The following is a 13197-nucleotide window of genomic DNA, read 5'->3' as shown; positions in this document are numbered from 1 at the left end:
GCGCGTTTCGCGGGGGCGCGAATCGGTTAAAGGGTTACGTTCAAGGCGAGTTGGCCATGTCCGTACCCATGCGCGTACGGCCGGACCCCTCACAAGGTCCGGCCGTAGGCGTGAGATTGACGACTCTCGTTGACGAGACGCGTCGCGAGGCTCAGCCGAGCAGGGTCTCCAGCTCGACGTGCTCGAGACCGTGGGCCTCGGCGACCTCCTTGTAAACCACCTTGCCGTCATGGGTGTTGAGGCCCAGGGCGAGCGCGGCGTCGCGGCGCAGGGCCTCGGCCCAGCCGCGGTTGGCGAGCTCGACGATGTACGGCAGCGTCGCGTTGGTCAGCGCGTACGTCGACGTGTTGGGCACGGCGCCCGGCATGTTGGCGACGCAGTAGAAGACCGAGTTGTGGACCGGGAAGGTCGGCTCGGCGTGCGTCGTCGGGTGCGAGTCCTCGAAGCAGCCGCCCTGGTCGATCGCGATGTCGACAAGGACACTTCCCGGCTTCATGCGCGAGACGAGCTCGTTGGTGACGAGCTTCGGGGCCTTGGCGCCCGGGATGAGGACGGCGCCGATGACGAGATCGGCGTCGAGGCAGGCCTTCTCCAGCTCGAAGGCGTTGGAGACGACGGTCTGGATCTTCGTGCCGAAGATCTTGTCGGCTTCCTTGAGCTTGTTGATGTCCTTGTCGAGCAGGGTCACGTGGAAGCCCATGCCGATGGCGATCTGCGCGGCGTTCCAGCCGGAGACGCCACCGCCGATGACGACGGCCTTGCCGGCGGCGACGCCCGGGACGCCACCGGGCAGCACGCCGCGGCCGCCGTTGGCGGCCATCAGGTGGTAGGCGCCGACCTGCGGGGCCAGGCGGCCCGCGACCTCGGACATCGGGGCGAGCAGCGGGAGCGCGCGGTTCGCGGTCTCGACCGTCTCGTAGGCGATGGCGGTCGTGCCGGACTCCAGGAGCGCGTCGGTGCACTCCTTGGAGGCGGCCAGGTGCAGGTAGGTGAAGAGCGTCTGGTCCTTGCGGAGGCGGTGGTACTCCTCCGCGATCGGCTCCTTGACCTTGAGGAGCAGGTCGGCGGTGGCCCAGACCTCGTCGGCGGTGCCGAGGATCCGAGCACCGGCGGAGACGTACTCGTCGTCCGTGATCGACGAACCCACACCGGCGTTCTGCTCGACGAAGACCTGGTGGCCGTGGCGCACGAGCTCATGCACGCCGGCGGGGGTGATGGCCACCCGGAACTCGTTGTTCTTGACCTCGCGGGGGATGCCGACCTTCATCGTCGATCACGGTCCTTGACTCAGGGGATTTCTCGGGCAATGCACTACATACCAGTGTGCTCGCAGACACACCGGGAGACACCGCGGAAGGATGCGGCGGAGCCAGTCTAATGAAGGTTTTCCGGCTGTCTAGCCTTTCGATGCATCAATCTTCTTCGGATGCACTACGGATTTCGTAGGCGTTAGTGGCTTGTTCCGAAGGGATTGCTTCCGCGGAGCCCTCATCGGCCCCACCTCGGAGTTCCTCACCCAGCATCCGCTCGGCGGCGCCCCGGTGGAGCTTGGCGGCGGCCGGGTCGCCGAGCCGTTCGAGGGTGTCCGCGAGCCGCAGCTGGAGCGCCGCCTGGAGCCGTACGTCCTCGGCCTGCCGGGCCCACTCGACCGCCTCCTGGCAGGTGTAGAGCGACTCCTCGGGCCGTCCGGCGTACTCCTGCACGCGCGCCAGTTCGCTCAGTGCCCGCGCCTGGGCGGGGACGTCGCCCTCCTTGCGGTATCCGGCCACGGCCGAGCGCCAGCCGCGCAGCGCCTCGCCGTACCGGCCGGCGTAGGTGTGCACCGCCGCGATCCGGCCATGGAGGCGGGCGGCGTCGGCCCGCTCGCCCCGGGTGATCCGCTGGGCGAGGGCGCGGCCGTACCAGTCGGCGGCCCGCTGCCAGTCCCCCAGCTCCTGGTACGCGCCGCCTACGGATTCCATCGCGCGGCCGGTCGCGTACGGGTCCTGCGCGGCCCGTCCGGCGTCGAGCGCGGCCCGGTAGCGGGTGAGCGCCTCCTGCGTGCGGCCGGTCTGCGCGTCGAGGTCGGCGAGATTGAGCAGGGCCGCGGCCTGCTCCCTCGGCAGGTTCCGCCGCTCGGCCACGTCGAGGACCAGCCGGTGGATCCCGTACAGGTCGGGAGCCGCGTCCTCGGTTCCGCGGTGCGCCACCATCGCCCGCACGAGCGCGGCCATGAGGCGTCGCGCCAAGGTGTCCAACTCCCCGTCGGCGACGGCCAGTCGGGCCGCGGCGAGCAGTGCGGGCCGGCGGACGTCCAGCCAGTCGGCGGCCGCCTCGGGACTCGCGAACCGCAGGGCGCTGGGCAGTCCGGCGAGCTTCTTGCGGGCCGGGGAGCCGTCCGGTTCGGTGACCGCGCGGCACGACGTGAGCAGCCGCACGGTCCGCTCCAGCATCCGGGCGCGGGCCAGCTGCACCTCGCCGGGCCGGTCCTGGGTCTCGGTGAGCCCGCGCAGGAGCGGCACCAGACAGCCCGGGACCTCGTACTGCGGCAGCTCCGAGTCGACCCCCCGCACCAGGCCGAGGGTCACGAAGTCGTCGAGGGTGGTGCGGGCCGCGGACACGGAGCAGCCCGCGAGCGCGGAGGCCGTGTGCGGGTCGACGTAACCCTCGGGGGCGAGGCTGAGGAATCGCAGTATCCGGGCGGCGGGCGCGGGCAGCGTGGCGTACGCGTGCCGGAAGACGCGGGCGAGGGCGGGCCCGTCCCCGGCGTTGTCGTCGGAGTGCAGTTGCTTGGCCAGGTCCGCGACGGATTCCTTCGGCCGCACGGCGAGCCAGCCGCCGGCGATCTCCAGGGCGGCGGGTTCGGCGCCGCACAGCTCGACCAGCGACTCGGCGGAGCGCGGGTCGCAGGTGACGCGGACGGAGCCCGTGTGCCTGGTCAGGAGTTCGAGCGCGGATTTGGTGTCGAGTCCGCCGAGCGTGCAGGGCCGGACGTCGGGGATGCCGGTCAGCGGCCCCTCGGCGACGGCCACGACGAGGCAGTCGGCGTTCTCCGGCAGCAGCGGGTCGACCTGCTCGGCGTCCCCCGCGTCGTCGAGCAGCAGCGCGACGCGGCGCAGGGACAGCCCCTCGCGCAGCCGCTCGGTGAGGTCGTCGGCCGACTCGCCGGGGGGCGCGGGCAGTTCGAGCGCGTTCAGCAGGTCGCGGGCGACGCGTTCGGTCGGTACGGGGGTGCCGTCGGGGGCGGTGAGCCGGGTCCGCAGCGAGCCGTCCGGGTACTGGTCGGCGACCTGGCGCAGCAGTTCCTCGGCGACGGCGGTACGGCCGGTGCCGGGGCGTCCGGCGACCAGCAGGACCCGGGCGCGCGGCACCTTCCGGCCGGACAGGGTGTCGAGTCCGGCCCGCTCGATGTCGGCCCGCAGCTCCTTCAATTCCCGCCTGCGGCCGAGGAACTGAGTGTCCGTCACGTCCTGACCCCGGCGGGTGCGGCGCCGTTTGCGGACCTGTCCCTGGGACGACTCGGCCTCCGCCACGTCGTCCGACTCGACCGCCTGATCCGTCACGGGCCACGCTCCGTCTCACCCAGCAAGCCCCTCCGGGGGTCGGCAGGGGCGTTTCCGAGCGTAGTTCAGGGGGTGCGGGTGCCCTTGGCGGGCGGCGCGGCGAAGTCACCCGGTCGGATCAGCGGATGGTCGGACCGGGTGGTGTGCCGGGCGGGGTCCTTCGACCGCGGGCCGGTGGGGGCTGGCCGCGCAGTTCCCCGCGCCCCTGAAAACCGACTGCGTCTGCGGCTTCGGTGGGGCTCCTCGCGCAGTTCCCCGCGCCCCTGAGCATCTGCCATGTGGCGGCCGGTTCTTCGTCGGCGGGTCTCATCGTGGTTGCTCGCGCAGTTCCCCGCGCCCCTGGAAGGCGTGCGCTGCGCGCAGCCTTCCCCGGCCTGGAGATGCCGCACGAAGTGCGCATCTCCAGGGGCGCGGGGAACTGCGCGAGAAGCCCCACGCACCCGCACCCCGCGACGAAAGCCCCGCACGGCAGACGCAGTCGGCACTTCAGGGGGCGCGGCGCTACGCCTCGAAGGGACGCGCAGGCCACTCCGACTCGGCGGGACGCAGCGCCCCGACCCCGTCCCCCGCCAAAGCCGCGGCCAGCGAAAGCACGCCCACCACAAGGCAGTTGTTGTGCAACTCACCCGCGAGCACACCCCGGACCAGATCCGCCAGAGGCACCCGCGCCAACTCCATGTCGGCCTCTTCGTCCTCCACCTCGAACCGCTCCCCCTCCGCCTCGGAGAGGTCCCGCGCCAAGAAGATGCGCACGGCCTCGGAGCAGCCGCCCGGCGTCGTGTACACATCCGTCAGCACGCGCCAGTCCTCGGCCTTGACGTGCGCCTCCTCGTACAGCTCGCGCTGCGCCGCGTGCAGCGGGTTCTCGCCGGGGATGTCGAGCAGACCCGCCGGGATCTCCCAGAGCTTCATGCGCACGGGGTGCCGGTACTGCTTGAGGATCAGCGCCCGCCCCTGGTCGTCGAGGGCGAGCACGGCCACGGAGCCGGGGTGCACCTGGTAGTCGCGCCGGGCGACCGACCCGTCGGGCATGACCACGTCGTCCGTACGCACCGAGGTCTTGTTCCCGACGAACGGGGTCTCGGTCGCCCGGACCTCCCACTCCTCGGCGGTGTCCTTGATCGTCGTCATGCCGGAACGTCCTCCTACGTACGTGAAGCAACCAGGCGCAAAAGAAACCGGGGCACGTGCCGCAAAAGGCACGCACCCCGGTAACCGTACATCGCTTGTGTGACAAGCTTTACTTGGCCTTCTTGGCCCCCGCGGCAGCGGCCACCTTGCGCTCGACGGCGGCCTTCACGAGGCCGGCGAAGAGCGGGTGCGGACGCGTCGGACGCGAGCGCAGCTCCGGGTGCGCCTGGGTGGCGACCAGGTACGGGTGGACGTCGCGCGGGTACTCGACGTACTCGACGAGCTTGCCGTCCGGGGAGAGGCCGGAGAACTGCAGGCCGGCCTTCTTCTCCAGCTCGGCGCGGTACGCGTTGTTCACCTCGTAGCGGTGCCGGTGGCGCTCCTCGACGTACTCCTTGCCGTCGTACACCTCGCGCACGATGGAGCCCTCGGCGAGCTTGGCCGGGTACATGCCGAGCCGCATGGTGCCGCCCATGTCGCCCTCACCGGCGACGATGTCGAGCTGCTCGGCCATGGTGGAGATGACCGGGTGGGCGGTCGCCGCGTCGAATTCCGTGGAGTTCGCGTCGGGGATGTCGGCCAGGTTCCGGGCCGCCTCGATGACGGTGCACTGGAGGCCCAGGCACAGACCGAGCAGCGGGATCTTGTTCTCGCGGGCGAACTGGATCGCGCCGACCTTGCCGGACACGCCGCGGTCGCCGAAGCCGCCGGGGATGCAGATCGCGTCGACGTCGCCGAGCTGCTTCTTGGCACCGGCCGGGGTCTTGCAGTCGTCCGACGTGACCCACTTGATCTTGACGCGGGCCTTGTTGGCGAAGCCGCCGGCGCGCAGCGCCTCGGTCACCGACAGGTAGGCGTCGGGCAGGTCGATGTACTTGCCGACCAGCGCCATGACGATCTCGTGGTCGGGGTTGTGGACGCGGTCGAGCAGGTCGTCCCAGGTCGTCCAGTCCACGTCGCGGAACGGCAGGTCCAGCTTGCGGACGACGTAGGCGTCCAGGCCCTCGCTGTGCACGACCTTCGGGATGTCGTAGATCGAGCGGGCGTCGGGGCAGGCCACGACGGCGGCCTCGTCGACGTCGCACATCAGGCTGATCTTGCGCTTGATGGCGGTCGGGACCTCGCGGTCGCAGCGCAGCACGATGGCGTCCGGCTGGATACCGATGTTGCGCAGGGCGGCCACCGAGTGCTGGGTGGGCTTGGTCTTGAGCTCGCCGGAGGGGCCGATGTAGGGCAGCAGCGAGATGTGCACCACGAAGACGTTGTCGCGGCCGACCTCGTGGCGGACCTGGCGGACGGTCTCCAGGAACGGCAGCGACTCGATGTCGCCGACCGTGCCGCCGACCTCGGTGATCACGACGTCGACCTCGTCCGTCGCCATGCGGCGGATGCGGTGCTTGATCTCGTTCGTGATGTGCGGGATGACCTGGACGGTGTCGCCGAGGTACTCGCCGCGCCGCTCCTTGGCGATGACCTGCGAGTAGACCTGACCGGTGGTGACGTTGGCCGAGCCGTCGAGGTCGACGTCGAGGAAGCGCTCGTAGTGGCCGATGTCGAGGTCCGTCTCGGCGCCGTCGTTGGTGACGAACACCTCGCCGTGCTGGAACGGGTTCATCGTGCCCGGGTCGACGTTCAGGTACGGGTCGAGCTTCTGCATGACGACGCGGAGGCCCCGTGCCTTGAGCAGCATCCCGAGGCTGGAGGCGGTGAGGCCCTTGCCGAGGGAGGAAGCGACACCCCCGGTGACGAAGATGTGCTTGGTCGTCGTGGATTTGGGCGTCATGGCCAAGAGGGGGCTCCCGTGGTCGCGGTCTGGGGTGCGTACCGGCTGGTCCCCGGTTCTTTCGGGGGAGGCGCCGTCGCTGCGGTTCGGGGGTTCTAGGACCACCGGCTCACGGGCTACCAGGGTATCAGCGACGGGACGAGGCTGCTTCCGGCCACGCTCCGCACATGCCTCGCCACAGGCTCACAACCTCGTCACCCGGTGCTCACCCGTTCGGCCCAGGCGCGTTGCCGGGAGCGGCACGCGGATCGCCTGGGTGCGTCGTATCCTGCTCGGACACTCGGCTGGCGAGTCACGCTGGAAAACGGCACCACAACGGCAACACCCCCGCCCGTTCCCGACCGTTCACCGGAAACACGAAGTCCGATCGCCGGAATCTCTCCCGGTACAACCGGCTCGTCAGTTCGTTTGACAACGACGTATCAAGACGACGTATCAAGACGATCCGTTGACCGTAGTTGACGACCGTTAGTTGACCGTGAAGACCGCAGAGCGCATGCCCCTCTCAGCACTACTGTCGCAGCGCAGGGGTGTGCGTGGCCGTTCGACTGGAGATGCACGTGGCCGGGCGCATCGAGGATTACGCACTCATCGGAGACATGCAGACCGCTGCCCTGGTCTGCCGGGACGGCACAGTCGACTGGCTGTGCCTGCCCCGCTTCGACTCGCATGCCATTTTCGCCGGGCTGCTCGGCACAGAGGACCACGGCTTCTGGCGCCTGGGCCCGGCGCACGCCGCCGACGCGGAGCCGCCGACGGCGGCGCGCCGCTCGTACCGCGGTGACTCGCTCGTCCTCGAATCGGAGTGGGACACCCCGCGCGGCACCGTCCGCGTCACCGACTTCATGCCGCCGCGCGACGGCGCGCCCCAGCTGACCCGGATCGTGGAGGGCGTCAGCGGGCGCGTCCCGATGCGCTCGGCGCTGCGGATGCGCTTCTCGTACGGGCGGATCACCCCGTGGGTGCACAAGGTGGACGGCCGTACGGTCGCGGTGGCCGGGCCGGACTCCGTGTGGCTGGACACGGACGCCGAGACGTACGGCAAGGACCTCACGACGTACTCGGACTTCACGGTGGCGCCCGGTGACCGGATCGCCTTCACGATCCAGTGGCAGCCCTCGCACAAGGAGCAGCCGCCGCTGCCGGACCCGGACGGCGCACTGGAGGCGACGCAGGACTTCTGGCGGGAGTGGGTCGAGCACTGTACGTACCACGGTCCGTACCGCGAGGCCGTCGTCCGCTCGCTGATCACGCTCAAGGCGCTGACGTACGCGCCGACCGGTGGCATCGTCGCCGCGCCCACCACGTCGCTGCCCGAGGAGATCGGGGGCGTACGGAACTGGGACTACCGGTACACGTGGCTGCGCGACGCGGCGATCACGCTGTCGTCGCTGCTGCGCACCGGGTACCGCGAGGAGGCCAGGGCCTGGCGCGAGTGGCTGCTGCGCGCGGTGGCGGGCGACCCGGAGAACCTGCAGATCATGTACGGGATCGCGGGCGAGCGGGAGCTCGGCGAGGCGGAGCTCGACTGGCTGCCCGGATACGAGAACTCGGCGCCGGTACGGGTCGGGAACGGCGCCGCGCACCAGCTCCAGCTCGACGTCTACGGCGAGGTCACGGAGGCGCTGCACCTGGCGCACATGACGGGGCTCGCGCGCAACGACTACGCGTCGCTCCTCCAGCTGAAGCTGATCCGCTACCTCGAAGGCCACTGGGACGAGCCGGACGAGGGCATCTGGGAGGTGCGCGGGCCGCGCCGGCACTTCGTGCACTCGAAGGTGATGGCGTGGGTCGCGGTCGACCGGACCATCAAGCTCATCGAGTCGGGCGACGCGGACGGCCCGCTGGAGAAGTGGCGCGAGCTGCGCGACGACATCCACCGGGACGTGTGCGAGAAGGGGTACGACAAGGAGCGCAACACCTTCACGCAGTCGTACGGCAGCAAGGAGCTGGACGCCTCGCTGCTGCTGATTCCGCAGATGGGCTTCCTGCCGCCGGACGACAAGCGCGTCATCGGCACCATCGAGGCGATCCAGCGGGAGCTGTCGACGACGGACGGGTTCATCCTCAGGTACCCCACCGACGGCGACAGCGCGGGCGTCGACGGCCTCCCCGGCGACGAGGGCGCCTTCCTCGCCTGCTCCTTCTGGATGGCGGACGACCTGGCGATGATCGGCCGGGTCGACGAGGCCCGCAAGCTCTTCGAGAAGCTGCTCGCCCTCCGCAACGACCTGGGCCTGCTCGCCGAGGAGTGGGACCCGCGGCTGCAGCGGCAGGTCGGCAACTTCCCGCAGGCGTTCAGTCACGTGCCGTTGATCGACACGGCGCTGCGGCTGACCGCGTCGGGGGCGTACGGGGGCTAGCGCCCGGTCGCGTACGGGGCGTGGGGGCCGCAGCCGGTTCCCCGCGCCCCGAGGTGCCCGCGGGCCCGGCCCGCCGGTACCGTCCGCAGCATGAACAGCACCTCCCCCGAGTTCTCCTCCCCCGGCGGCATCACCGTGCAGCGCGCCCTGGAACTGCCGGGGCTGCGCAGCGGGCTGCCGGAAGTGGTGGCGGGCGGCGAGCGGCTGCAGCGGACCGTGCGCTGGGTGCACGCGGGCGAGGTGCCGAACATCGCGTCGCTGCTCAAGGGCGGCGAGCTGCTGCTGACCACGGGGTACGGGATCGGGACGCGCCCCGCCGAGCAGCGCGCCTTCGTGCGCAAGCTGGCCGAGCGGGGCATCGCGGCGCTCGTCATCGAGCTGGGGCAGCGGTTCGCGCGGCTGCCCGCGGCGCTGGTGGAGACGGCGCGTTCGGCGGGGCTGCCGCTGGTGCAGCTGCACCGCGAGGTGCCGTTCGTGACGGTGACGGAGGAGATCCACACCGAGATCGTCAACGGCCACTACGCGCTCCTCCAGCGGGCCGAGGAGGTGCACCGGCGCTGCACCGAGGCACTGCTCGGCGGCGGGGGCGTACCGCAAGTGCTGCGGATCCTGGCCGAGTTCAGCGGGAACCCGGTCTTCCTGGAGACCGTCGACGGCCAGCTGCTCTACGCCGCCGGGGTCGACGCCGACGTCGCCGATCCGCTGCAGGTGTGGGAGGGCATGCGCGGCACGCACAAGGACGAGCCGCCGGGCGGTGCCGTGCTCGTGGACGTGCCGGGCGGCGGGCCCGGCGCCGGTTCGGTGCGGGCGCGGCTCGTGCTGCTGCCGGTGTCGGCGACGCTCGCGCCGGTGCACCGGATCGCCGCCGAGCGGGCCGCCGGCTCCCTCGCCGTGGTGCTGATGCAGGCCCGGCAGGAGGAGGAGCTCGCGGCGCGCGGGCGCGGTGACTTCCTGACCGATCTCGCGGAGGGCCGGATCAAGCCGGAGGACGCTCCGGCGCAGGCCAGGGTCCTCGGTTTCAAGCCCACCGGGCAGGGGCCGCTGCTGCCGGTCGTGATGCGGCTGCCGGAGGCGGCGGCCGGGTCGGTGGGGCTGTCGCCCGGCGGTGGCTGGGCGGTGCTCGCGCGGGCCGTGTCGGAGGAGCTGGCGTCGGTCGGGGTGCCGGTGCTGCTCGGGGTGCGGCCGGTGGAGGGGCGGGTGCCGCTGCTGCTCGGGCTGCGCTCGGACTCGGAGCGCACGGCGGTCGCCGACCGGGTCGCGGCGGCGCTGCGGGCGGGGGTGGAGCGGGCCGGGATGCAGCGGGCGGGCGCGCAGCCGCCGGTCGTGGTGGTCGGCGGCGCGGGCGGCTGGGCGGCGGCCGCCGCGGGGCTGCGGCACGCGGCGGAGACGGCGACGGCGGCCCAGGGGCTGACGGACCGGCCCTGGTACGACGCAAGGCGGCTCGACATCGACCTGCTGCTGTGGCGGCTGCGCGACCACCCCGACCTCGCGGCGTTCGTGGAGCGGGCGATCGGTCCGCTCCAGGACCACGACAAGCGCTCCAAGCCGCCGCTGCTGCCCACGCTCCAGACGTATCTGGCGCATGCGGGCCGCAAGGCGGAGACGGCCCGTGAGCTGCACCTGAACCGGCAGACCCTCTACAACCGCCTCGCGCGGATAGGGGAGTTGCTCGGCACGGACCTGGACGACCCGCAGACGGTGCTGGCGCTGAGCCTGGCGCTGCGGGCCCGCCGGCACGTGCCGTGAACCGGCTCGCCGTCTGAGATTCTCCCGGAGTCCCGTGACGTCCGACGCACAACGCGGCCGGCGCGTCCGGCGTCCGGCGCGCCCGGTGACAGGGACGTCCGACGAGAAGGCGTGCGACGAGAAGGCGGAGAAGATGACCATCCAGCCCCCCCCCCCGTGGACCATGAGCTGATCGAGGCCGCGACGGAGGTCGCCCGCACCCGCTGCCGGGGCGACAACCACACCGTGGCCGCCGCGGCCCGCAACCGGGACGGCCGGATCGTCACCGGGGTGAACGCCTACCACTTCACCGGCGGGCCCTGCGCCGAGCTGGTCGTCATCGGCGCGGCCGCCGCGCAGGGCGCGTACGAACTGGACACGATGGTCGCCGTCGGGGACCGCGACCGCGGGGTGGTTCCGCCGTGCGGGCGGTGCCGGCAGGCCATGCTCGACTACTTCCCGGGCATCGAGGTCATCGTCGGCAGCGGCGAGGGCGACGGCCTCCGTGCGGTCAGGATCGCCGATCTGCTGCCCGCGACGTACGTCTGGTCCGATCACCAGCCGGACGCCGGGTGACACGCAGGACCACTCAGTAGGCTCCGGTCAGCTCGTCGTAGACGCTGAGGACCTGGGCGACGGTCGCGTCCTCGCCAGGCCAGGACGCGGCCTGCGCGCTGCCGAGTGCGGTGAGTTCGGTGCGGCGCGCGGGGTCGGCCAGCAGCCTCTCGATGGCGCGGGCCAGCGCGGGCGCGTCGCCGTACGGGACCAACTCGGCGGCCTCGCCGACCAGTTCGGGGATGCCGCCGACGTCGGTCGCGACCAGCGGCACGCCGGCGTGCAGTGCCTCCTGCGCGAGCAGCGACCGGGACTCCCAACTGCTGGGCAGCACCGCGAGATCGGCGGCGCGCAGCAGGTCGGCGACGTCGTCGCGGCGGCCCGCGAGCCGCACCGGCAGGCCCTCGTTCTCGATGCGCCGCTGGAGGCCGGCCCGCTCGGGTCCCTCGCCCGCGATGACGAGCAGCGGCACGGGGTCGAGGTCGAGCCAGGCATGGGCGGCGTCGAGCAGGACGTCGTAGCCCCGGTGCCGCTCCAGGGTGCCGACGGCCATCAGCAACGGGCGGTCCACGGCGCCGAGTTCGGCCCTGGTCTTGCTGCGGGCGCGCTCGGCGTCGTCGTCGGGCCCGGGCCGGCGGGGCGGCGGGAAGGAGATCGCGGCGAGCCGGGCGTCCCGGGCGCCGCGGGTGCGGGCCCGGTCGACCAGGTCGGACGAGGTGCCGAGGACCACGGACGCCGCCTTGGCGACCCGCCGCTCCAGGATGCGCAGCAGGTGGGCGCGGGCCCCTTCGGCGTACGAGCGGGTGTGCCAGGTGACGACGAGGGGCACGCGGCGCCCGCTCAGCGCGAGGGAGGCGCGCAGCGCGGCGTGCAAGCCGTGCGCGTGCACCAGGTCGGCGTCGGCGCAGGCCACGCGGAGCGCGGCGACGGACGCCGGGTCGCTGCTGCGCGGCACCGGCAGGTGGTGCGCGCCGACGTCGCTGAAGCCGTACGCGCGCTCCGCCTCGGACGGCGCGCACACCGTGACCTTGACGCCGCGGGCCACCAACCCGGCGGCCAGGGACCGGACATGGGCGCTGCTGCCCGCGCTGCCACCCCCCAGCACTTGCACGGTGCGCAGCGGCGACTGGCCGTGCGCGGGGTGGCTGCTCACGTGACTCACGCGGCGGGGCTCCTGGTAAGTCGGTTCGAATGGTGGACCGGAGGTGGGACGCAGGCCCCAGGATGCCAGTCCGTACGGACGTTCCGGCACCGGCCACGGTCCCCCACCCGGCGGGTACGGGCAACACGGCGCACCGGACCACTCAGACGGGTGACTCTGCCCCCGGGGCCGTGTCCTTCACGAAGGCGCTCACCCGGTCCCCGCACACGGTCGCGGCGACGAGTCCTGCGGCGTGCGCGGCGAGCCCGGCCCGCCCGTTGCCCGCGACGATCGCGACGCCGAGGGCCGCGCCGAGCGCGTGCGCCCCGGTGTCCCCGAGCATGCCGCGCTCACCGAGGTCGTCCGGGAGCACGGCAGCGGCGGCGGCCAGCGGTGCGGCGGCCAGCGGACCGCGGAGCAGGCCGGGTGCGCCGATCACGAGGGCGGCCTGGGCGGCGCGTCCAGGGCGGACGTCGACGAGGTTGAGGAAGTGCGCGGTGCCGGCGACGACGACGCCCGCGAGCATCCGGTCGACGGGCCGCTCCTTCAGCAGGGCGCCCGCCGCGAGCCCCGCCGCCGAGATGCCGAACAACTTCACGGCGCCGCTGGTGAGTTCGCCGTCCCGCAGCGCGGTGAGGTGGGCCCGGAAGCCGCGTCGCGGATCGCCCTCCCCCGCCACGTCGTCGTAGGCACCGCACGCCCCGGCCGCGAGCGTGGCGAGCAGCGCGGCACCGCGCGTGCCCGGCTCAGCGGCCAGTGCGCCCGCCGCGACACCGAGGGCGGCGGCGGGGCCCGGGCACAGGTCGACGGTGCGGCCCGCGTGGTTCTTCCGCTCCCACAGGCCTGCGCCACCCGGCTTCGTGCGGCGCAGGGCGGCGCCCGCGGCGCGGGTGACACCCGCGGCGAGGGCGGCGGAGCGGAGGGTCCGGGTGACGTCGATCATGCGGTCAGCCTATG

The 13197-nt window shown here is 72.5% G+C and carries 9 protein-coding genes; 3 read left to right on the top strand and 6 right to left on the bottom strand.

Translation table 11 applies throughout. From position 1 onward, the window contains the following. Positions 1 to 151: 151 nt before the first annotated feature. From ald to RBJ77_RS28580, 4 genes are all read right to left on the bottom strand, one after another. Complete coding sequence (gene ald, locus RBJ77_RS28595; protein WP_255975942.1) at positions 152 to 1267, bottom strand: alanine dehydrogenase; 1116 nt, start codon at positions 1265 to 1267, stop codon at positions 152 to 154. 145 nt (positions 1268 to 1412) lie between these two features. Beyond that, the gene (locus RBJ77_RS28590; RefSeq protein ID WP_372347684.1) at positions 1413 to 3410 is read right to left on the bottom strand and encodes a tetratricopeptide repeat protein; all 1998 of its coding nucleotides are present in this window, start codon (positions 3408 to 3410) and stop codon (positions 1413 to 1415) included. Positions 3411 to 4043: 633 nt separating this feature from the next. After that, positions 4044 to 4673, bottom strand: a complete 630-nt coding sequence (locus RBJ77_RS28585; RefSeq protein WP_372347662.1) for an NUDIX domain-containing protein — start codon at positions 4671 to 4673, stop codon at positions 4044 to 4046. A gap of 109 nt (positions 4674 to 4782) precedes the next feature. Then, a complete protein-coding gene (locus tag RBJ77_RS28580) occupies positions 4783 to 6456 on the bottom strand; it encodes a CTP synthase (RefSeq protein WP_372347661.1) in 1674 nt (557 codons plus the stop codon). A 560-nt stretch (positions 6457 to 7016) separates the two neighbouring features. Between RBJ77_RS28580 and RBJ77_RS28575 the strand changes: the two genes are divergently transcribed. From RBJ77_RS28575 to RBJ77_RS28565, 3 genes are all read left to right on the top strand, one after another. After that, on the top strand, positions 7017 to 8819 hold the full coding sequence (locus RBJ77_RS28575) for a glycoside hydrolase family 15 protein (protein ID WP_372347683.1): 1803 nt from the start codon (positions 7017 to 7019) through the stop codon (positions 8817 to 8819). A 90-nt stretch (positions 8820 to 8909) separates the two neighbouring features. Then, entirely contained in the window at positions 8910 to 10565 is a 1656-nt protein-coding gene (locus tag RBJ77_RS28570) for a PucR family transcriptional regulator (protein WP_255975936.1), read from the top strand. Between the two features lie 156 nt (positions 10566 to 10721). Next, the gene (locus RBJ77_RS28565; protein ID WP_372347660.1) at positions 10722 to 11120 is read left to right on the top strand and encodes a cytidine deaminase; all 399 of its coding nucleotides are present in this window, start codon (positions 10722 to 10724) and stop codon (positions 11118 to 11120) included. Positions 11121 to 11133: 13 nt separating this feature from the next. Here RBJ77_RS28565 and RBJ77_RS28560 read toward each other — a convergent pair whose 3' ends face one another. After that, the gene (locus tag RBJ77_RS28560) at positions 11134 to 12261 is read right to left on the bottom strand and encodes a glycosyltransferase family 4 protein (RefSeq protein WP_372347659.1); all 1128 of its coding nucleotides are present in this window, start codon (positions 12259 to 12261) and stop codon (positions 11134 to 11136) included. Positions 12262 to 12403: 142 nt separating this feature from the next. Further along, the gene (locus RBJ77_RS28555) at positions 12404 to 13183 is read right to left on the bottom strand and encodes a hypothetical protein (RefSeq protein ID WP_372347658.1); all 780 of its coding nucleotides are present in this window, start codon (positions 13181 to 13183) and stop codon (positions 12404 to 12406) included. Between the last annotated feature and the right edge of the window lie 14 nt (positions 13184 to 13197).

It is taken from the genome of Streptomyces sp. KL116D, assembly GCF_030766975.1.
In the GTDB taxonomy this organism is placed as follows: domain Bacteria; phylum Actinomycetota; class Actinomycetes; order Streptomycetales; family Streptomycetaceae; genus Streptomyces; species Streptomyces longispororuber_A.
Note: the sequence above shows the minus strand (reverse complement) of the source record. Positions and strands in the feature narration are given on the sequence as shown.